Raw genomic sequence first — 20,814 nt, 5'->3', positions numbered from 1 at the left:
ATTTATGCTGGCCTTTTTATTACATCCATTCGCTATTTCTGCGCTTTCGCTTGGGTAAGTAGGTTAGCAGCACACCCAGTAAAATACCTGCGCCTGCCACCATACCGCCTCGGGTAAACCAGGTTACAAGCTCATCTTTGTTAGCACTGTCAACTTTTGCAGCAAGGCGAGTGACCTCAGCTGCTTGCTCTTCATTAGTTGTCGTCAATGTAGACACTTGCTGGCGCGCATCGTTGAGTTGTTGGCGCAGTCGTGCGTTCTCAGATTGTGCAGATTGTAAACTGCGCTGACTATCCGCTAGCTGCTCACTTATAATCGGTAATTGCTCTGCTTGTGACATGGTATTTGACACAAATCGGCTTTCTACCCAACCAGTGCGGCCTTCGTTGTCGGTAATCTTGGTAAACTCAGCATCATTGTCTCTGTCTAAAACGGTAATAGGGGTGCCCGCTTCTATTGAGCCCAATATGCGATAGTTTCGGCCTGCGCCTGTGTGCATGAAAACAAACAAGTCATCTCTTATATAGTGTGATGACGATGCTTCTAAATCAGCGATGTCCTGTAGCGAAAATGCTTGAAAAGAGCATGCAACAAGGGCTGCTGCTAACCACTTTCGTATCATATGAAGTCCAATTCTGAGTTTAAAACAACAAGATGGTATTGGTTGACCGCAATAAAGGCAAGTGTGTTCCACTTTTGTCTTAAAGGTACGAGCACTATTGTCGAGTAAAAAACACCTGCCAACACGAATACATCGGTGTATCGCGATTGCGTAAAGCTATTATCGAAGGTAAGGTGTCAGCATCTAAAGCTGTGCTTAGCGCAACCATGTCAGAAATAGAATTAAAATTTGTCACCGGTGAACATGCTCATGAAGCATTTTCTCAACGTGTATTACCGCTTTTTGAAAAGCACCAAATCAATGTGAAATCGCATAAAGAGATGCGGTTGGAAAATGATTACTACGATACGAGTAAACTGGATTTTCAACAACATAAAATGGGTTTTAGAGTACGTGGAAACAATGGACAGTACGAGCAAACTCTCAAAACCAATGGTGTGGTGAGTGGTGGCTTACATAAACGCTCAGAGTTCAACGTACCGCTTGATAACGCCAGTCCTGATTTAACGCTGTTTGAGCCATCTGTGTGGCCACAAGATTGGGATATCGCCACCAAAAATGACAGTTTATCAAAGCAGTTTAGTACGCACTTTACCCGTCACGCCTATGTCGTGGACCTAGGGGAAAGTACCGTAGAAATTGTATTGGACTGTGGTGAAGCTACTACAGATAAAGCAAGTTCGCCTATCAATGAAATTGAGCTGGAATTAATGTCAGGCGACATTAATAGCCTATTCACGCTGGCAGTCCTAATCAATGACAATATGCCAGTTAGGCTAAGTGATGTGTCTAAGGCGGCTCAAGGTTATCAATTGCTCCATGGTTTTAATGCCAAAGTGAGGTACTTGCCTGATTTTCTGGCGCTTGAAGATTCGATATCAACCGAAGAGGCGTTTTGCCTTGCTGTGCAAACTGCCTTAGCGCATTGGCAGCACCATGAGCACGTTTTTTGTGAAAGCGGGGCCATAAAAATGCTTGCCGAAGTGGAAAAGAGTATCCGCTTGTTACTGCAAAGCGTGTCGCTTTATTTACCCGTATTACAATGCCCTGAGTTGTTATCGTTGCACAAAAAATTAGTCGAACACGCTCAGAAGTGGAGTTGGCAAGACGATTTACAGAGTTTGCGCTATTTATTGTCTAAAAAAAGCCTGTTCAACAAAACCTTAAGTAAACAACCTGCTATTGTGAGCTATTTGCAAGGGCGTCAGGCTGGCTTAATGCACGCCCATGAACCCGAAAAATTACTGTTTGATAATGACGCTACAGACATTAAACTGCTCGCGATAAAGCTAATTCAGAATAAGCCTTGGCAGAAAGTCGCTACAGGGTATGATCACCCTGTACTCGACCACGCCAAAGGGTGGTTGTCACAGGGCTGGCAAACCGTACAGCAAAGTATGCCCTTGAGTAAAACCATGGGCCCAGCAAATTATGCCGCGGTAGAAATATTACTGCGTCAAACCCTGTGGAGCGGTTTTTTACTCGGTGATTTGTTTGTAGAAGAGCGTGGTAACTTTCGTGCGCCGTGGCTAGACTTACTGACCGGAATAGACGAGTTGAATGCGCTTCTGATGCTTAAGCAGTCAATTGACGATGCAGAAGTGGAATCTCATGATGAGCTTCGCAAGTGGACGGCCGAAAAACTGACCACGCTAATTAAAGTTATGGAACGTACGCGCACAGTAGCAATGCAGCGCGATATTTATTGGTAGTAAGACACAGTTTCAAGGACGGGCAGTGTCAATGACGGCAACGATGTATAATTATCTTCTTTATATGCTTGTAGCACTGTATTGCACGGGGCTACTTAGGCTTATTTCTCTTAAAGTGAACTTAACAAGCCGACGCTACCTAGTAGGGGCTTTTGTATGTTGGCCATTATTCATGTTTGATGAGTGGCTAAGATTGGCTAATGCCATTGATTATGCCTACCTTTATGGCTTGTCTGAAGTATTTGCAGTGATTGCTGTCACGTGCTGCTATCGCGCCATCAAGCCAATGCTAGTCGATAAGCCGAGCGCACGGCGCCGCCTTTGGTGGCCTGCGGCAGTAACGGGGCTATTACAGTTAAGCGTGTTACTTATCAGCACACAAGAAAAACAACAGTGGTTTGTTAATTCGCCTACCGGAGACCCTCTATTTTTGTGGCCCGCGTATATCGCGTCGTTACTGGCCGGATTTAGTGTGCTGCTTATCGGTATACTCATCACTGAGCAAATCCAGTTGTACCATCGTCATCTGCCTGAACAAGCCGTTGACATTAAAAAGCTTAAAGCGCCACGCCTTGCTGGCGTAATGGGTAGCCTTGTAGGGGTTGCTTTTATGAGTATTTTGCTTGTAACTGCCGCCACTTTTGGCTTTCTGTCTGTGCCATTTTGGGAGAGTTTTCATCACCTAATGTTAGGTGGAGCGATCTTAGTGGTGCTATTTTCACTTACGTTTGTACGTCGAACATCGCCATCTCCCCTCGATTATGAGCGGTTAGATGCTGAGAAGTCGAACCCTTATGAAATCAGCAGTTTAATATCCAAGGCAGAGCGTTACACTATTGAGTCGAAAGTGTACAAGGAACGTTTTGTCACCATAGCGCAATTTTGTCAGGGAGCCGATATGGACCCTACTGCGCTTGCTCTGGCGTTGCGCCTTTCTGATAAGAAAAACTTTCGACGTTTTATTTTTCACTACCGGCTAGAGTATGCCAAAAACGTGTTACTACGCAGCGATGCAAAAGTGGCGGCAGTGGCTAAACGCGTAGGGATTAATTCGGAAAAATTCTTAAGTGATTATCTGGTGAAGCACCTTCGCCATCGATAGCGCTCTAGTGTTCAAGCAAAAAAGGCATTCATCATTATACGGTGGGTGAATGTCTTTCTAAGGTAAAAGCCGCGTGGGCGTGTTTTTATTCTTTCGCCATCAGGGTTAAGCGCGTCGGTCAGTACTTTCCCGTTTGCTGCCTTAGGGCGAATATGCAGTGCATTGCCTTGTCTTGAGGTTATTGACTCGACATGGCCTGTAATGATCTGTTCGGTCAACTCTTCCCAATCCTCTTTTAATAGTTGATCTTCTTCTTCGCTCGGGCGCCAGTAAAAGCCCGTAGCTACACGTCGCTCAGCCAGTGGAATATGTCTCGCGCCCTCAACGGGTAACCACAGTACTTGCTGTAACTTATTGCGCACATTTGACGTCTCCCACGTGATGCCGGGTGTCATGAGTAGTGGGGCGAAACACACATACGTTGTCTCTAATGGCGCAAATTGACCATCAATGGGTATGGTTTTTAATTCAATGCCAAGCTCTGGAAAGTCTTGCTGTGGCTTAGAACCCGCGCTCGCGCCAAGCCATTTTTCAATCAGCATACCTGGCCACCCTTTATGGCGCTGCAAGTTAGCTGGAATCGCCACATTGGCCATATCTGCCAACTCGCCAAGAGTAAGCCCAGCAATGGCATGACAACGGGCAAGTAAGTCATCTGGCGAAGTGGGGGGAGACACTGGAGGTTGCATAAACTACGTTATTTTCCTAATTGAACATCGACGATGAATATTAACACTATGATTGGAGCATAGTTTGTGGAAGAATGAAAACATATAACAGTATAGTGTGCCCGGGAGTCTATGTGATAGATGCCGATGGATTCCGTGCGAATGTGGGCATAGTGATTTGCAACAAAATGGGTCAAGTATTTTGGGCAAGACGTTATGGTCAACATTCATGGCAGTTCCCTCAAGGCGGAATTGATGAAGGGGAATCTGCTGAACAAGCTATGTACCGCGAGCTTCACGAAGAAGTAGGGCTGACACCGAAAGATGTCACTATTTTAAGTGTTACCCGTAACTGGCTTAGATACAAACTGCCAAAGCGATTAATTCGACAAGGTAGTAATCCTGTTTGTATAGGACAAAAGCAAAAATGGTTCTTGTTGCAACTCGATTGTAACGAGAGAGATGTTAATGTACTTAAAACCGGTCATCCTGAATTTGATGATTGGCGGTGGGTTAGCTATTGGTATCCCATTCGCAACGTTGTGTCGTTCAAGCGTGATGTGTATAGGCGGGTGATGAAAGAGTTTTCACCGGTCGTGTTATCTGCACAACACCGAACTCAGCAACGCAGCAGCCCCATGCCTAGCAAGCGTGGTAAAAAGCGCAGGCGAGGTTGATTGCATGGACGGCGGCCTTCACAGGCTTAACCAACTCGCGAAAGATGTATGAGCAAGGATTAACGGGTGAGTACTCAACGTAACACAGGCACAATGCTAACCACATTAAAGCGGATAGTGCAGGAAATGAATCAAATTCCTGCGCTAGACACTGCCTTATTTCGTTTAGCTTCTCGCGTCAAACAAACGCTAGATGTCGACTCGTGTTCAATCTATCTTGCCGATTATGACGCCCAAGAGTTTATCTTAAAGGCCACTGACGGCTTACATCCTGATGCGGTTGAGCAAGTGCGCATTGGCTTCTCAGAAGGCCTTATTGGTTTAGTGGGTCAACGCGAAGAACCACTCAACATTGTTAATGCACACAGCCATCCTCGCTTTAAACACTACCCCGAAGTTAAAGAAGAAAATTACAATGCGTTTTTAGGCACGCCAATTATCAATCAGCGTCGCGTGTTAGGGGTAATAACGCTACAACAATCAGAAATGCGCCGTTTCAGTGAAGACGAAGAGGCATTTCTCGTTACTCTTGCAGCTCAGCTTGCCCTTGAAATCACAAACGCAGATATTCGAGGGGCCTTAACGCTTTCATCTTCACCCGATAGCATCGCACAGCAGAAAAATGTGCGGGGGATAGCGGGTTCGCCAGGACTCGCTATTGGTAAGGGCGTGTCGCCGGACAAGTCGGTTAACTTGAAAAACTGGGTTGTTAAGCGCACTCAGTCGCCCGCCGACCAGATTCAGTTGTACCGCAAAGGTGTGGAGGTAACGCGAGGCCATGTAGACGCGTTATCTAAACGTCTCGATGACGGTATTCCCGATGACGTAAAATCAATATTTCAGCTGTATCACCATTTGCTTGATGCCAATAGTTTAGGGCGTGAAGTCGAAGAGAAGATCCGCCAAGGGTGGGATGCCGCTTCCTCATTGAAGATGGTTGTAGAAAGCTATGCAGCGCGTTTTCAGGCAATGGACGACCCCTACATGCAGGAGCGTGCTATTGATATTATTGACCTGTCTGACCGTATTTTGGCGAATATTTTATTTGAAGCTAACGGTCAACAAGTAGAAGAGAAAACAATTACCGTCCCCAGTATTCTAATAGCAGATGAAGTGTCTGCGCCTATGCTGGCCGAATTTCCCAGAGACAAGCTAAAAGGCATTATTTCAATTAGAGGGTCAAACAACTCTCACGCAGCAATTCTTGCCAGAGCAATGGGTGTACCTGCAGTAATGGGGTGTCAGAATGTCACGCCAGCACTGCTTGAAGACAAAGAAATCCTGCTTGATGGTTACTCTGGTGAAGTCATTGTTTCACCAGAGCGCAATATTAAAGCTGAGTTTATTCAGCTCATTGAAGAAGAGTCGGCAATTGCCGAGAAAATTGATGCTGAGGCCGATAAGCCGTGCGAGAGTATTGATGGCTGCCGTATGTCGCTCTATATCAACGCTGGATTATCCGCCGAAGTTGAGCTTAACGCGGGTCAAATAGGCGCAGGCGTCGGTCTTTATAGAACCGAAATTCCATTTATGCTGCGCGAGCGATTCCCTTCTGAGCAAGAGCAGGTGAGTTTATACCGTCAGATTTTAGAATCTGCGCCTGAGCTCCCGATTACGATGCGTACGCTCGACGTCGGTGGTGATAAACCGCTCCCTTATTTCCCTATTAACGAGGAAAATCCGTTTCTTGGTTGGCGAGGCATTAGACTTACCTTAGACCATCCTGAAATTTTTCTCGTGCAAGTTAGGGCTATGCTGCGGGCGAGCATAGGTTTGAGCAACCTGCAAATTATGCTGCCAATGATCTCTACCGTGTCAGAAGTGCAAGAAGCAAAACGTTTAATTAACCAAGCATTTTACGAAATATCAGACGAGATTGCGCCAGAGAATAAAACAATACACAAGCCCAAGCTAGGTATCATGTTAGAAGTACCTTCAGTGCTGTATCAATTGCCACAATTGGCAAAGCATGTTGACTTCTTTTCGGTGGGAAGCAACGACTTAACCCAGTACCTCTTGGCCGTTGATCGAAATAACACCCGTGTCGCGGGTCTTTATAACAGCTATCACCCAGCGGTGTTAGGGGCGCTATATGACGTGGTGCAAAAGGCTAATCAAAGCCAGGTGCCAGTTACCATTTGCGGCGAAATAGCGGGTGAGCCTGCTGGCGCATTGTTACTGATGGGAATGGGATATCGCCGTTTAAGTATGAATGGCTTTAACTTGCGAAAGATAAATTGGTTAATTCGCAAAGTTACCTTAGATGAGTGTAAGCAATTACTTTCTTTGGCACTCACATCGGTAAGTCAAGAAGAGGTATTTACGCATTTAAATGAATACCTTGAAACGAAAGGGTTAGGCGGACTTATACGCGCTGGCGCATAGGTGTACAACGCGTAAACTGTAAATACAACCAAGTGGTCACCTGAATTCGTGTAAGCGGTGCATGCTCTCCTTAGCAGTGTGTGTTACGCTTGTGCGCGACATTTCAAAGGAACAAAACATGGAACCTATGGTTGTTATCCTAGTAAGTTGCTTATTACTAGGCTCCATTGTGGGTATATTGGCGGGCATGTTAGGTATTGGCGGCGGACTCATCATTGTGCCCGCACTCTCATACTTGCTTGTGCATTTTTTAGGAATGACAACCGAAGCGGTTATGCCAGTGGCTATCGCAACATCGCTTTCAACGATTATTTTCACCGGTATGTCGTCAGCTTTTGCGCATTATCGGCTTGGCAATATTCAGCCAAATGTTGTGTTATATACTGGTATGGGAATAGCGGTGGGGGCTGTTGGCGGTGCCCAGATTGCCAGCCATATTTCAGGTGAAATGTTAAAAGATGTGTTCGCGGTACTCGTTATGCTTATCGCCGCACAAATGATTTTTGGAAAGCAAAAAGCATCAGATAATGAAGCCTCAAAAGCAACACTAGGCGCAGTGGGGACCGTAGCTGGCACCCTAAGTGCACTGATGGGCATTGGTGGGGGCGCACTATTAGTGCCTGCATTGGTATGGTTTAAAGTAAATATCCGAGCTGCAATTGGGTGCGCTGCATTTTGTGGTTTGGTAATTGCGGTTTTGGGTACCGCCAGTTTTATCGTTGCGGGTCTCAATGAGACAGACGTACCGAACCATAGTTTAGGGTATGTTTATTTGCCGGCAACAGCGGGTATTGTAGCGACCTCTATGTTCACGGCGAACATTGGTGCTAAATTAGGTCAGAAAGTGAATGTGCGTGTATTAAAGTCAATGCTTGCGTGCTTGCTAGTACTTGTCAGTATAAGAATGATTTTAGGAATTGAATAACATAATGGAACAGAGCAGTTATCTGGTTTTTCCCAGTATCGACCCCGTTATTTTTAGTGTAGGTCCACTTAGCGTTCGCTGGTATGGGCTTATGTACCTAGTGGGCTTTATCGCCGCTTATCTATTGGCACAGAAGCGACTGTCTCAGACTGACTGGAGTCGAGAGCAGCTCAGTGACTTACTTTTCTGGAGTTTTGTCGGCGTTATTTTAGGTGGCCGTATTGGCTATGTATTCTTCTACCAATTTGGTATGTTTCTCGACAATCCGCTTTATCTATTCAAGATTTGGGCGGGTGGGATGTCATTCCATGGCGGTTTGCTGGGCGTATTGGCTGCCTTGTTCTGGCAAGCTAAGCGCATGAATACCACGTTTTTACAGTTGGGCGATTTTGTTGCGCCCCTCGTGCCAATTGGATTAGGGGCTGGGCGTATCGGTAACTTTTTAAATGCTGAGTTGTGGGGACGTACTACTGATGTGCCGTGGGCCGTCATTTTCCCTAATGCTGGCAATGTGCCCAGACACCCTTCTCAACTATACGAATTTGCACTTGAAGGCGTACTGTTATTCATAATTTTGTGGCTGTTTTCGTCTAAGAAACGCCCCGTTGGTGCGGTAAGTGGCTTGTTTTTATTAGGGTATGGCAGCTTCCGCTTTATTGTGGAGTATTTTAGAGAGCCCGACGCACATATTGGCTTATATCAAATGGGACTAAGCCAAGGGCAACTTCTTTGTTTACCTATGATTGCTTTAGGAATAGGATTAATAGTGCGTGCGTATACGCTCAAGAAAGACCGTGTTGAACAGTAAAAAAATATAAGAATAACGATGAAAGAATATCTCGCTCTAATGCGCCATGTACGTGATACGGGTGTGAAAAAGGAAGATCGAACCGGTACTGGAACACTGAGTGTTTTCGGTTACCAAATGCGCTTTAACCTCCAGGAAGGATTCCCGCTGGTGACCACCAAAAAGTGTCACCTTAAATCCATCATTCATGAGCTATTGTGGTTTCTAAAAGGTGAAACTAATATTGCGTATTTGAAAGAAAATGGCGTAAGTATTTGGGACGAGTGGGCCACTGACGAGGGCGAGTTGGGCCCAGTGTACGGCCATCAATGGCGAAGCTGGGACAGAGGAGATGGTACTTCTGTCGATCAAATAGCTGAAGTCGTCGAGCAGATAAAAACGAATCCAGACTCAAGACGATTAATTGTTAGCGGCTGGAACCCCGCAGTGCTACCGGATACCAATTACTCACCAAAAGAAAATGCGGCCATGGGTAAACAAGCATTACCGCCATGCCATACGCTTTTTCAATTTTATGTTTTAGATGGGAAGCTTAGCTGTCAGCTGTATCAGCGCAGTGGCGACATTTTCTTAGGTGTGCCTTTTAATATTGCAAGTTATGCACTGTTAACCATGATGATGGCACAGGTTTGTGACTTAGAGCCGGGTGATTTCATCCACACGCTAGGTGATGCACACTTGTATTCGAACCATCTTGAACAAGTGGAGTTGCAGTTAAGCCGCGAGCCATTTGAACGCCCCACTATGGTTATTAACCCAGAAGTAAAAGATATTTTTGGGTTTAAATTTGAAGATTTCGAACTCAAAAATTACCAGTCACATCCGCATATCAAAGCACCCGTTGCGATATAAGGAGCTACTATGAGTACTCCTATTTTAATTTGCGACGATTCGGGCTTCGCAAGACGCCAAATGGCGCGCAGTATACCCGATGGTTGGGATGTGGATATTTCATTTGCCGAAGATGGCAATCAAGCGCTTACGCTCATTCGTGAAGGTAAGGGCGACGTTGTGTTCTTGGACTTAAATATGCCCGTGATGGATGGCTACCAAACGATGGAAGTTATCCGAGAGGAAGACCTGCCGTGTTTAGTCATTGTGGTATCAGGTGATGTTCAGGCGCAAGCGCGAGAGCGCATGCTTGCGTTGGGGGCACTCGACTTTATACGCAAGCCAATAGACAACGAAAAACTGACCCATATTTTATCGTCGTACGGTATTTATAGCGGAAAGGCTGACTCAACGGCGGCTCATACACAAGACAGCGCCACATCGGATGAAGACAAGTTAGATGCTTGCCGTGAAATGGTAAATATTGCCATGGGGCGCGCAGGGGAGAGTCTTGCCGAGCTACTCGGCGAGTTTATCGACTTACCCATTCCCAATGTTAACTTAATTGAAAGTAATGAACTTTCAATGGCTGTGGCAGAGATAAATCGCAACGACAGTGTGTCAGCGGTATCAAAAGGGTTTGTCAGTGAAGGTATCAGTGGCGAAGCACTGGTGATTTTCAATGATACAAACTCGCAAAATATTGTAGAGTTACTGAAGTATCCTCCCTCTGAGTCTCCCGCCAGCCTTGCGCTTGAGGCGTTGATGGATGTATCGAATATCCTGATAGGGGCATGCTTAAATGGGTTGTCTGAACAGCTAAACGTTGAGTTTAGTCACACGCACCCTGTGTTATTAGGGCAGCACAAAGGCTTGTCGACGTTGTTAAGTGATAACGTGCATCGATGGGGAAAGCTTATGGCCATCGAAATAGGATATGCAATAAAGGCAAGAGATATCTCGTTTGACTTGCTGTTGTTGTTTCCCGGTGACGCCATTAATCAACTGTACTCTCGACTTCTCAACGACGACAAGGACAGTCTATGAGCATCCCAACAGATTCATTTAACTCGGCGACTTTATTTGATTCAACGGCATTGCCTAGTGAGCTCTTAAATTCTATTGAGGTCGGCGTTGTGATCCTCGACCGCACTTTTGAGGTGAAAGTGTGGAACAAATTCATGGAAAACCATGGGGGCATGCGCAGTGTCGATATGGTTGGAAAGAGCTTGTTTAGTCAATTTTCAGAAATTGATGAGCAATGGCTACGTACCAAGGTTGACCCCGTATTTAACCTTAAAAGCCCCGTATTTATCATTTGGGAGCAGCGCCCATATTTGTTTAAGTTTGGATGTAATCGCCCAGTAACCTGTGCTGCAGATCATATGTACCAGAACGTGACTATGTTCCCTATTGTCGATAAAGCGGGCCATGTCGAGCAGTTTTGCATGTTGGTTTACGATGTGACAGAGCAGGCGTTGGGGAAACTCGGCATGGAGCACTTAAACGAAGAGTTAAAAACGGCAAGTCGCGTCGATGGCCTAACTGGGTTGTACAATCGCCGCTATTGGCAAGAACGCTTCGATGAAGTGTTCAAGTTGAGTAAACGCCGCGGAAAGCCAAGCACAGCAATGATGCTGGATATAGACCACTTTAAACGTATTAATGATACCTATGGTCACCAAGCCGGCGATAAAGTAATTAAAATGCTCGCTGCGCTGATCAAGCGTTGCATCCGCGAGACAGATTTAGCAGGTCGTTACGGTGGTGAAGAGTTTGCCATCATCTTGACCGACTCGGCGTTGGACAATGCAAAAGTAGTGGCTGAACGCATTCGTCAGTTCGCTCAGCGCTTAGAAGTAGAGCATGAAGGAAAAACCATTCGATTTACCATCAGTTTAGGCTTGGCGGAGTTTGATTCCAACATTAAAGGTGCAATGGGCTGGCTTGAACTGGCTGACCAAGCCCTTTATGAAGCCAAGCAAAACGGCAGAAATCAGCACCGCGTATTTGAATCGGTAACGCTTTAACTAAACATCAAAACACCAAAAATGCGCTTAAATGGTAAGTTTAAGCGTATTTTTGAGCTCTTGAAAAGTAATGGGTTTGACGAGGTGATAGCGCATTCCAGCCCTTAATGAGGCTTCCTTATCGTCTCGCTGTGCATTGGCAGTAAGTGCAATAATAGGGAGGTCTGGATTGCGTTCCCGTAATATTTTTGCCACTTCTAAACCGCTTAAATCGGGCAAATTGATGTCGAGCAGAACACAATCATACGCGCTTTCATTTGCGCGAATAATGGCATCGTCACCGTTGTAGCAGATAGTCACGGCATGCCCCATACATGTCAACATGTGCTCCACCATTTCCGCATTAATTGGCTCGTCTTCAACAACCAGTATGTTTGCTCGTGTAACGGGGGCCATTATCTTCGTTTTATTCATGGCTAAATTATGCAGCGTGTCGACAAGTCTCTGTTTATCAATGGGCTTCACGAAACTTTGATAAATGGGTAAATCGGAGTTAGCAATGATATTGGCAATATCGGGAGTAGCAGAGAGTACGACGACAGGGGGGACGCGCTCGCCGTAAATCGCTGAGAGGGTTTTAACTAACTCAAGGCCTGTCATACCCGGCATGTATAAATCGGCAATGATAGCGCTGAACTGCAGTACTTCATCGTGAAGGTTAATCAATTCAGCACCAGATGAAAAGGTACGTGCGCTGAAGCCTTGCGAGGTAATGATTGATTGTAAATGAAGACGTGAGATCTCCAGATCATCGACTACAGCAAATTTTGCATTAGACGGAGAAGATACCTCAATGATAGGTGTTTCCAACGGTTTGATAGGAATATGCACCTTGAATTCACTACCGATCCCTACAGTGCTATTTACACTCAATGAACCACCTAGCTTATCAAGACTGCGCTTGGCCACCGATAAGCCAATACCCGCGCCAGGATAACGATGCGTAGTAGCATGTTTTCCGCGGTAGAAGCGATCAAACATTTTCATTTGCGTGTCGTCGTCAATACCAATACCAGTATCACTGATAATAACAACAAGGAAAATACCTTGGTGTTTTACCAGCGTTGTAATGGTGACGTCGATTAGGCCAGATGAAGTGAATTTTACCGCGTTGTCTAAAATGGCGGTAACGACTTTAGTAATAGCAACAGGGTCAGATTCGATAAAATGCGGCACACTATGGCTGCAGTGCATATTCAACTCTACTTTCTTGTCTTTCACTTGAATTGAAAAGGGGGAAATACACTCATCTAATAGTGCTATCAAATCAATTGATTGAAGCTGTAAGTCGTCCTCTATGTTGTCTGAAAGTAACTCGGTCAAATTATTGGTCAGGCTGAGTAACCGATAGCTTGATTGCTCAGCTTGCTGAATAAGTCGACTGCGCTGTGCTTCCATATTGGGAATAAGCTCTAGTGCACTGATAATTACGCTAATAGGTGCACGAAACTCATGACTAATAAGTTGAATAAACTCTTTTTGATGATGCTGCTCTTTATCAGCAAAAGACACGCGAAGCGCTGAACGATGTAACTGCGAAGCAGGTTTATGAGGCTGGTTTTTGCTAAACAGCCACGCCATCACTTGAATCAATGCTAAAGTAATAACCGAAAAAATGAGTACAAGCAGCATCTGTTGCCTAATTGTCGATACTTGGTTTTGAAGTGCGCTCTCTTGAATTTGAATAGCATCGATTAACGGTGTAAGCGTAAATACTGTGTTAAGCAATTGGGCGGCTTGTTCAGAGGGAAGTACAGCCAAAGTGTAGAGTTGAAGCATAGTATCTTGAATAACACTATGGTTTACTTCTCGCATTAAGCTGCGTTGCTTGCTCTCAAAGTCTTCAAAAGAGAGTTCATTTTCAACGAACATAATTTTCTGTTCTTGAGCAAAATGCACTGCTATCCGTTGGTAAGTGGCTAGTAAGTTTTCCTGTAAAGGCGCTACAAGGTCAAAATTCTGGCTGTACTGGTAACGATTGATCTGTTGCTCAGTTGAAATTAGCGCATCTTCGAACGCACTGTGTTCTTTCAACGCTGAAATCGCGCGCTGTTGTTGGTTCAGTATGTGAGTAAGTGAGGCGAGCGTGACAAGTGCAATGATAATTAACGCAACCTTTACTTTCGACAGAGCACGCTCGTGGCGGGTGTTTTTGACCCTTTTGTGTGAATAACTAAGCTTCTCCGTTTCCAAAGTACTTCCTTGCAGTGGCATTGCTATATCAACGAGTTAACAGAACATGAATATTTCTTTCTTCATTAACTGTAGATAACTTATGTTTACTTGCAAGGTTATGAGTAAAAAATTAACACTTAGTTATTTGAATATTCGACTTTTTTTATATTTTCGCGAATGCTATATAGAAAGCACAAGCTGGGTATGACCATGAGGGCCGTAGCAATAAAAAACAGGCTCCAATTACCGTCCAGGGCATCAACAACAAATCCACTGCCTGAGGCCACCAGTGTGCGTCCAGCGACACTTAATGAGGCCATAAGCGCATACTGCGTCGCGCTAAACGCACGATTGCAAAGTAACGATATAAACGCCACCATAGCGACTGTGCTCCACGCACCTGTAAAACCATCCACTATCACGGTTATTGCTAATAAGCCCGTTGATGGACCTGTCTGTGCAATTAGCGCAAACATGAGGTTAGAGGCCGCCATGGCAATGCCCGCAATCATTAGCCCTTTGTAAATGCCGTAACGGATATTAACCAGGCCGCCCAAAAGCGAAAATACAATAGTAACCCACCAATTGAGCAGTTTTGAGTACGTACCTATATCGCTATTTGAAAAGCCAATCTCCTTGTAAAAGACGATACTCATACGTCCCAAAAATGCTTCACCAATCTTGAACAAAAATATAAATAACAGGAAAGAGGCGGCTAGTTTTACGCCGTTTCGACTAAAAAACTCTGAGAAAGGCGTTATTAATGTCGCTCGAAACCAATATAGAACGCCACTGCCAGTTTCGTGCATTATCTGGCTTAAAAGTGCTTTTCTATCAATCTCTGGCTCGTTGGTCAGTAATGTCGCAACCATTAGCAGAAGCATCATAACCGCTAAAAGTAGATAGATATCAGGCCACGTGTAAGCGGTATAGTCAGCAAGATAAAAAGGAATCGCACCTAAGCCGCCGTAACCTGTCCACCATCCTGCTGTGGCGACAGAAGAAGCCGCTGACATACCATCTTTGTCATTCTCTGCAATGGTATCTATGCGAAAGCCATCAATGGCTATATCTTGTGTGGAAGAGGCAATTGCGATGAAAAGGCCTACAAGTGCAATATAAAATAAATCAGTAGTAGCACTCAGTTGAGACATAACAAGGCAGCACACAACAATTGCGCCTTGCATGGCCATTATCCAGCCTCGGCGTTGCCCTAAAAAAGGTGGCTTTAGTTTGTCCAGTAAAGGCGACCATATAAAGTTAAACGAATAAGTGGCAAAGATAATGCCGAATAGCCCAATTGCAGAACGTGATAAGTTTTCGTCTTTGAGCCAAGCAGAGAGCACAGAGCCAATCATTATCAATGGAAAGCCACTGGATATTCCGAAACAAAAAATACTCAGAAAGCGTTTGTCTTTATAGGTGTTTAATGCAGAGAACAAATAAGTTAGCCCTTGGCGAGTATGCAAAAATGCCATTGAGCCATGAACATTGATGATAAGCAACCTAGAGAATGGTTTTTATTGCGGCAAGAGAGGGGAACGTGTGGGTTAGGGGCGAACACCCACACAATCTAAAGGACAATGCCCCAATCCTTCAAGAAAGTTAACGCAGTTGCTTAATTCGTCGAAGAGGTATTTGTCGTTTTCAAGTTTATCACCATTCCAATAATGCACTTGGTGTAATAGATGCCAAAAAACACGTTCTTTTGGCGTGTATGGCTGTGTTAATGTGTAATCAATCTGGCCCCACTCTTCCATGCTGTCCCAAAAAAAGAGTTCGAGTTCTTCTGCGGGAAGTTCCCCTTGCCAGAATGCTTTCAAATAAAAACACAGTTGCTTCGCTTTACTATCTACGAAATCTTGAACAGTCACGAGGTGCCCAACCGTATTTGCGTTATACAAGTATTATAGTTCATAACAATCTTACTGCTCGTCAGCAGGCCATTGCGTAGTGCGTTTACTCTTTAGGTAATTGTTTTCTAGATTAATTTAGCGTAATCCCTAGAACAGAGATTTACCAGCCTAGATGACGTGTCCAGCCAATAGTGGTGTTTGTAAGTGTATGAATATAAGAGCTTTCTTGTTCTGACTTTATACTAAAGACTAATGGTGAGCCCGATATTTCAACCTGCCGATAATGCAGTTTTAGTGCATTTTTTGCACTTACTCGTCTCTGTGCTGCGGTACTTGATGCCCACTTACTGTAGTTGCCCACAGCAAGATCTAGGATCGGAAAGTCTGATTGGGCAATATTATCAACGACTAAGTCGTTAATTGTGGAATCTGGCCAAAATGGGGAAATAGCGACAAATGTGTCAGGGTGAAGTGCCGGTTGTGTGCTTGCTAGTGACAAAAAGCTCGCTGCCAGCATGCCTTGCGCGATAACCAGTCGGTAACCTTGTCGCTCTTGAAGATAGTTGTTAAGTGCGTTTAGTTGCATGGACAACTTATTTTTTGTGTCGTCAAAATCGAGATGCTGAGTAAGCTGATTACTTCGAGGATGGATGTCTGTGCTCGTCGTCATTACATCGTCAGATTGAGCTGGCGAATTCTCGCCTTCTACCTGCGAAGTGGTTTGAGCGTCATTGTGTAACGGTTGCTCAAATGGGCTGATAACCACATTCCAGCCTTTTTCGGCCAGTTTTTCAGCCAACAGGTCGCCCTGTCCCATCGTTAATCCCGCTGGAGACAATTCACTAATGATAATAGCAGTTCCCAACGGCAAGGGGGTATGAGCGTCAACTTCGACAATGGGCAAAATAGTGTCGCCAGCAATAATTTCTTTCACCTGACCGGGTAAGTATGCATGGCTAATATCGGTAAAAAAGTCGCCTACAGCGGCAGATGAATACACGGAGGGTATCATCAAAAATAGAAGCGAGCATAAATGCTTAGTCATTGTTTGCGAACCAGTCCTAACGAAAAAAGCGCGTTAACTAAATTAGTCTACATACGGTGTATCGGCCTAATGATAAATATCTGCAATACAAATATCGCGAATAGTTCGCTGCCCAACGTTTATTCCTAGCGTGATTTAGTCTTGAGAAAGTGGCTGGGCGCGAACATGACTAAACGGCGCTGGGCATTGAAAATTGAGCCATTGCTTGGTAGATGGATGCGTAAAGCATAAGCTCTCGGCATGCAACTGCAAGCGTGAAGCCATAGCCAAAGCGCTGTCATGTGCATAAAGCCTATCACCCAAAATAGGGTGACCAAGTTCTAGCATATGTACCCGCAGCTGATGTGAGCGCCCGGTAATGGGGTAAAGCGCAACAAGTGAAAAAGGATGCCCGTTTGTATCATATGTGCGTTCAACTACTTCAAAGTGTGTTAACGCGTGTTTGCCCCGTTCAAAATCAACCATCTGCTTTGGTCTATTAGGCCAGTCACAAATTAACGGCAAATCTACTTCGCCGCTATCTTGAGCGATATGGCCATAGACGCTGGCAAAGTAACGCTTTTTTGTTTTTCTAAGCTCAAATTGCTTGGAGATATGGCGATGGCTATCTTTGTTCAATGCCATCACCATAATGCCCGATGTGGCCATATCGAGTCGATGTACCACCGTTGCAGTAGGTAATACCGCGTTGACCCGAGTGATTAACGCATCTTTGTGCTCAGCTGCTTTGCCCGGTACGCTTAATAGTCCACTGGGTTTATGTGCCACAACGATGTCCTCATCTCGATAAAGGAAATCGAGATAAGGCATCATGGGTGGTTTGTACACAAAACTTGGATTTGCCATTAAGGGTTATTCACCACTATGCGCAGTGCGTCTAGCTGGACATCAGCTTCTTGAATAACTTTATCTAACGCATTCATTTGGGTTTCGATAAATTCTATTTCACTGTCGCGCACTGCCGGGTTGCGTTTTTTAAGGTCTCTTAATCGCTGAATCTCGTCATTTAGCGTATTGTGCATAGTTGCTAGCGCATCGTGCTGCTTTTGGTTTGCTTCTTGATGTGCAAGTTTACGCGCTTTTTCTATCGCTAATTCAAGCGGCTGTTGTAGCGCTTTAATTAGCTGTGCTGATATTTTTCGGCCTACTTTGCGTTTTACATCAAAACTTAAATCAGACGGTTTGCCTTGCGCATCTAGACACACTCTTACTGGTGTTTGCGGTAAAAAGCGACCTAATTGAAGTGCTTTTGGTGCTTGCGCGTGCAATACAAAAAGCGCTTCTATCCAATAGGCCCCCTTAGGCAGCGAAGGTTCAGCGATGAAGCCCATACTACTCTTGCCGTGCACATCGGTAAGCACCACATCAATTGCAGTATGCACTAGCGGATGGTCCCAGCTTAAGAACTGCACGTTCTCTAGTGTAGTAGCCACACGGCGCTTGTACGTCACTGTCATGCCCTCAGGATCGAGTCCTGGTAACTGGCTAACCATGGATTCCGTTGGCATAAGGATGAAGCAGTCGTTACCTTTTTCGTCCTGTTGAACGCCTATGGCGTCGAAAACACGCCCCATAAAGCGCGATAAATCTTGCTCACTATCCAACGTAATTATATCTTCAAGCAATTGTTCGACACGTCCTTCACCCGAGGCATTAAGCTCAAGCAAACGGTCTCGTCCGGCTTCAAGTTGTGCTACCAGCTGGCTGTTAAGCGTAATACTCATGTTGACAAGTTCGTCGCGGGCGGCCATATCATCAGGGTGTAAGCATGCACCAATCAACAGTGGCTTCACATCGTCAAATACGCCTGAGCCTGTCGGACAGGTTTTTTCAAAGGCATTGAGCCCCTCATGGTACCAGTCAAGCAACACGTGTTGTGCGGTTTTGGCTAAATATGGCACGTGAATTTGTACCGTCTGGGTCTGGCCAATTCGGTCTAGTCGACCAATACGCTGTTCAAGTAAGTCCGGTGTTATAGGTAAATCAAACAGTACTAAGTGATGTGCAAATTGAAAGTTACGACCTTCACTACCTATTTCGCTACACAACAGTATTTGCGCCCCTTCTTCTTCATCTGCAAAGTAGTGCGCCGCTTTGTCGCGCTCTACAATACTCATGCCTTCATGGAAAACGCTATGACGAATGCCAGTTTGAGTTCTAATCACTTCACCTAGCTCTTGTGCGGTGCGGGCGCTAGCACAGATAAGTAGGATCTTTTCTGGCTTAACGTCTTGCATGAAGTCGAGTAGCCACGCAACTCGCGGATCGTGCTTGGTCCAACTGTTAACGACACTAGCCATTCGCTCTGGATAGAGCGAGTAAGTAAGGTCGCCGCCAAAAACGGCATCTGAGTATACTTCAGGGAGAGCAAGCTCGTAGGCGATTAATTTACGTTCTGGGAATCCTTCGATATTGGCGCGACGGTTTCTAAATAGCATTCGCCCCGTGCCATGGCAGTCAATGAGTTGATGCAAAAGCGCGTGTCGATTGTTTGAATCAGACAAATCACCTGCGTGTTCCATAACATCAGGCGCGAATTCAGCAAGCTTGTTGCGCTGTTTATCATTCGGCTCTGCATCAGATAAAAGTGGTGCTACGGCATCGGCGAGTTGGCTGTATTTAGATTCTTCTTCTAAGAAAGCATCGTAACTATGAAAGCGAGCAGGGTCGAGTAGTCTAAGACGTGCAAAATGACTTTCGTGGCCTAGTTGGTCGGGCGTTGCAGTAAGCAGTAATACCCCTGGGGTTTTATTCGCCAAGGCTTCTACACACACGTATTCTGCAGAAGGAGCATCGCTTGACCATGCAAGGTGGTGCGCCTCATCGACAACCATTAGGTCCCAGCTAGCGGCTTGAATTTGCTGTTGTCGCTTTTCACTTTGGCTCAAGAAATCGATACTGCATAACACAAGCTGATCGTTTTCAAAGGGGTTAACGTCGCCTTCGTCAGACGCCTCACTGGCTTCTAATGCCTCGCAGCGACTTTCATCGTAAATTGAAAATGGCAGATTAACGCGACGCAGCATTTCTACCAGCCATTGGTGTACCAATGAATCTGGTACCAGTATTAGCACGCGTTCTGCACGGCCTGTTTTTAATTGCTGGTGGATAATGAGTGCTGCTTCAATGGTTTTACCTAAGCCTACTTCGTCGGCTAGCAATACACGTGGCGCATGGCGACCACCCACTTCAGAGGCAATATGAAGCTGGTGCGGAATAAGTGATATACGCGCGCCAGCTAGGCCAATAGTACTTGAGCGAAGGTAATCGTATTGGTAATCCAAAGCGCGCTCGCGCAAGTCGAACCACTTCGGGTGGTCAAGCTGTTGACTGAATAGTCGCTTTTCTGGTTGGTTCAAACGAATGTGGTGATCAAGCATGGTTTCGGGTAAACGTGCTTGAGCCTTAGTATCTTCACGTAGACCGTGATATATAAAAACACCTTGGCTTTCTTCTTTTTCGGTAATGGTCATTTCCCAGCCATCTTGGCTTTTTACCGTGTCGCCAATTTCAAAGATAAGTCGTGTTAATGGCGCTTCTTGCTTGGTATACATTCGCGCATCGCCAGTGGCTGGATAAAGCACTTCTACAGAACGAAAATCGACACCGATAATGGCGCCTAAACCTAGCTCTGTTTCGGTATTACTTAACCAACGTTGACCTACTGAAAATTGACTGTCTGAACTCATAAATCACCAACCTTTTTTGCGGGGGCGGTATTGTACGCATTGCGTTGTGATAAGTCATTAATACTAGCTTATTTGATTATCTGTTGCTTAGAGAGAGTGGTTGGGCACAACTGGCACGCATGAACTCATCCATGAGGCTCTCAAACGGCATCCTTGCCGTTTGAAGGCCAGCGGTGCCCAACCACTCTCCCTGCCAATCGCACTTCGCAAGGATTTTTGACTACACTGCACAATGCTTCTTGAAGAGAAAGTTGTCGTAGCATAACCATAAGGCTCTCAAACGGCGTCC

17 protein-coding genes are annotated in these 20,814 nt (G+C 45.3%); 9 read left to right on the top strand and 8 right to left on the bottom strand.

Translation table 11 applies throughout. From position 1 onward, the window contains the following. Positions 1 to 19: 19 nt before the first annotated feature. The gene (locus LHL20_RS17070; protein WP_226434163.1) at positions 20 to 622 is read right to left on the bottom strand and encodes a TIGR04211 family SH3 domain-containing protein; all 603 of its coding nucleotides are present in this window, start codon (positions 620 to 622) and stop codon (positions 20 to 22) included. A 206-nt stretch (positions 623 to 828) separates the two neighbouring features. On the opposite strand from LHL20_RS17070, the gene LHL20_RS17065 reads away from it, so the two are divergent. Together LHL20_RS17065 and LHL20_RS17060 are read left to right on the top strand one after the other, a co-directional pair. After that, complete coding sequence (locus LHL20_RS17065; protein ID WP_202263431.1) at positions 829 to 2,334, top strand: CYTH domain-containing protein; 1,506 nt, start codon at positions 829 to 831, stop codon at positions 2,332 to 2,334. Positions 2,335 to 2,365: 31 nt separating this feature from the next. Next, positions 2,366 to 3,436 (top strand): DNA mismatch repair protein, encoded by a 1,071-nt coding sequence (locus LHL20_RS17060; RefSeq protein WP_226434162.1) that lies wholly within the window; start codon positions 2,366 to 2,368, stop codon positions 3,434 to 3,436. Between the two features lie 11 nt (positions 3,437 to 3,447). On the opposite strand, the gene mutH is transcribed toward LHL20_RS17060, so the two are convergent. Further along, complete coding sequence (gene mutH, locus LHL20_RS17055; RefSeq protein ID WP_226434161.1) at positions 3,448 to 4,125, bottom strand: DNA mismatch repair endonuclease MutH; 678 nt, start codon at positions 4,123 to 4,125, stop codon at positions 3,448 to 3,450. Positions 4,126 to 4,238: 113 nt separating this feature from the next. On the opposite strand from mutH, the gene rppH reads away from it, so the two are divergent. The 7 genes from rppH to LHL20_RS17020 all read left to right on the top strand — a co-directional run bounded on the left by rppH (position 4,239) and on the right by LHL20_RS17020 (position 11,760). After that, complete coding sequence (gene rppH / locus LHL20_RS17050; protein WP_159624226.1) at positions 4,239 to 4,781, top strand: RNA pyrophosphohydrolase; 543 nt, start codon at positions 4,239 to 4,241, stop codon at positions 4,779 to 4,781. Positions 4,782 to 4,874: 93 nt separating this feature from the next. Beyond that, complete coding sequence (gene ptsP, locus LHL20_RS17045) at positions 4,875 to 7,166, top strand: phosphoenolpyruvate--protein phosphotransferase (RefSeq protein WP_226434174.1); 2,292 nt, start codon at positions 4,875 to 4,877, stop codon at positions 7,164 to 7,166. Positions 7,167 to 7,284: 118 nt separating this feature from the next. Beyond that, positions 7,285 to 8,091 carry a sulfite exporter TauE/SafE family protein gene (locus LHL20_RS17040; protein ID WP_226434160.1) on the top strand — a complete coding sequence of 269 codons (807 nt, stop codon included), beginning with the start codon at positions 7,285 to 7,287 and terminating at the stop codon, positions 8,089 to 8,091. Between the two features lie 4 nt (positions 8,092 to 8,095). Next, positions 8,096 to 8,899, top strand: coding sequence for a prolipoprotein diacylglyceryl transferase (gene lgt, locus LHL20_RS17035; RefSeq protein WP_226434159.1), 804 nt, complete (start codon positions 8,096 to 8,098; stop codon positions 8,897 to 8,899). An 18-nt stretch (positions 8,900 to 8,917) separates the two neighbouring features. Next, a complete protein-coding gene (locus tag LHL20_RS17030; protein WP_159624177.1) occupies positions 8,918 to 9,751 on the top strand; it encodes a thymidylate synthase in 834 nt (277 codons plus the stop codon). A gap of 9 nt (positions 9,752 to 9,760) precedes the next feature. After that, the gene (locus tag LHL20_RS17025) at positions 9,761 to 10,777 is read left to right on the top strand and encodes a response regulator (protein ID WP_226434158.1); all 1,017 of its coding nucleotides are present in this window, start codon (positions 9,761 to 9,763) and stop codon (positions 10,775 to 10,777) included. Continuing rightward, entirely contained in the window at positions 10,774 to 11,760 is a 987-nt protein-coding gene (locus tag LHL20_RS17020) for a sensor domain-containing diguanylate cyclase (protein WP_226434157.1), read from the top strand. The genes LHL20_RS17025 and LHL20_RS17020 overlap by 4 nt, the downstream gene beginning before the upstream one ends. A 27-nt stretch (positions 11,761 to 11,787) precedes the next feature. Here LHL20_RS17020 and LHL20_RS17015 read toward each other — a convergent pair whose 3' ends face one another. From LHL20_RS17015 to rapA, 6 genes are all read right to left on the bottom strand, one after another. Beyond that, positions 11,788 to 13,953, bottom strand: a complete 2,166-nt coding sequence (locus LHL20_RS17015) for a response regulator (RefSeq protein WP_226434156.1) — start codon at positions 13,951 to 13,953, stop codon at positions 11,788 to 11,790. 119 nt (positions 13,954 to 14,072) lie between these two features. Then, the gene (locus tag LHL20_RS17010; protein ID WP_226434155.1) at positions 14,073 to 15,413 is read right to left on the bottom strand and encodes an AmpG family muropeptide MFS transporter; all 1,341 of its coding nucleotides are present in this window, start codon (positions 15,411 to 15,413) and stop codon (positions 14,073 to 14,075) included. 72 nt (positions 15,414 to 15,485) lie between these two features. Continuing rightward, positions 15,486 to 15,809: a hypothetical protein gene (locus LHL20_RS17005; RefSeq protein WP_159624169.1), complete on the bottom strand. Its 324-nt coding sequence runs from the start codon at positions 15,807 to 15,809 to the stop codon at positions 15,486 to 15,488. Positions 15,810 to 15,951: 142 nt separating this feature from the next. Further along, positions 15,952 to 16,836 (bottom strand): DUF3530 family protein, encoded by an 885-nt coding sequence (locus LHL20_RS17000; RefSeq protein WP_226434154.1) that lies wholly within the window; start codon positions 16,834 to 16,836, stop codon positions 15,952 to 15,954. A gap of 135 nt (positions 16,837 to 16,971) precedes the next feature. Beyond that, complete coding sequence (locus tag LHL20_RS16995) at positions 16,972 to 17,682, bottom strand: pseudouridine synthase (RefSeq protein ID WP_226434153.1); 711 nt, start codon at positions 17,680 to 17,682, stop codon at positions 16,972 to 16,974. Further along, positions 17,682 to 20,525 carry an RNA polymerase-associated protein RapA gene (rapA, locus tag LHL20_RS16990; RefSeq protein ID WP_226434152.1) on the bottom strand — a complete coding sequence of 948 codons (2,844 nt, stop codon included), beginning with the start codon at positions 20,523 to 20,525 and terminating at the stop codon, positions 17,682 to 17,684. The genes LHL20_RS16995 and rapA overlap by 1 nt, the downstream gene beginning before the upstream one ends. Positions 20,526 to 20,814 lie beyond the last annotated feature (289 nt).

It is taken from the genome of Alteromonas sp. McT4-15 (genome assembly GCF_020515205.1).
Lineage (GTDB): Bacteria > Pseudomonadota > Gammaproteobacteria > Enterobacterales > Alteromonadaceae > Alteromonas.
This window is presented reverse-complemented; position numbering and strand designations above follow the sequence as displayed.

Coding starts and splice junctions, on each gene's coding strand:
- LHL20_RS17030 (WP_159624177.1), top strand. CDS start 8,918: ATGAAAGAATATCTCGCTCTAATGCGCCATGTACGTGATACGGGTGTG.
- LHL20_RS17020 (WP_226434157.1), top strand. CDS start 10,774: ATGAGCATCCCAACAGATTCATTTAACTCGGCGACTTTATTTGATTCA.
- LHL20_RS17060 (WP_226434162.1), top strand. CDS start 2,366: ATGACGGCAACGATGTATAATTATCTTCTTTATATGCTTGTAGCACTG.
- lgt (WP_226434159.1), top strand. CDS start 8,096: ATGGAACAGAGCAGTTATCTGGTTTTTCCCAGTATCGACCCCGTTATT.
- mutH (WP_226434161.1), bottom strand. CDS start 4,125: ATGCAACCTCCAGTGTCTCCCCCCACTTCGCCAGATGACTTACTTGCC.
- LHL20_RS17025 (WP_226434158.1), top strand. CDS start 9,761: ATGAGTACTCCTATTTTAATTTGCGACGATTCGGGCTTCGCAAGACGC.
- LHL20_RS16995 (WP_226434153.1), bottom strand. CDS start 17,682: ATGGCAAATCCAAGTTTTGTGTACAAACCACCCATGATGCCTTATCTC.
- rapA (WP_226434152.1), bottom strand. CDS start 20,525: ATGAGTTCAGACAGTCAATTTTCAGTAGGTCAACGTTGGTTAAGTAAT.
- LHL20_RS17000 (WP_226434154.1), bottom strand. CDS start 16,836: ATGACTAAGCATTTATGCTCGCTTCTATTTTTGATGATACCCTCCGTG.
- LHL20_RS17010 (WP_226434155.1), bottom strand. CDS start 15,413: ATGGCATTTTTGCATACTCGCCAAGGGCTAACTTATTTGTTCTCTGCA.
- ptsP (WP_226434174.1), top strand. CDS start 4,875: ATGCTAACCACATTAAAGCGGATAGTGCAGGAAATGAATCAAATTCCT.
- LHL20_RS17065 (WP_202263431.1), top strand. CDS start 829: ATGTCAGAAATAGAATTAAAATTTGTCACCGGTGAACATGCTCATGAA.
- LHL20_RS17070 (WP_226434163.1), bottom strand. CDS start 622: ATGATACGAAAGTGGTTAGCAGCAGCCCTTGTTGCATGCTCTTTTCAA.
- LHL20_RS17040 (WP_226434160.1), top strand. CDS start 7,285: ATGGAACCTATGGTTGTTATCCTAGTAAGTTGCTTATTACTAGGCTCC.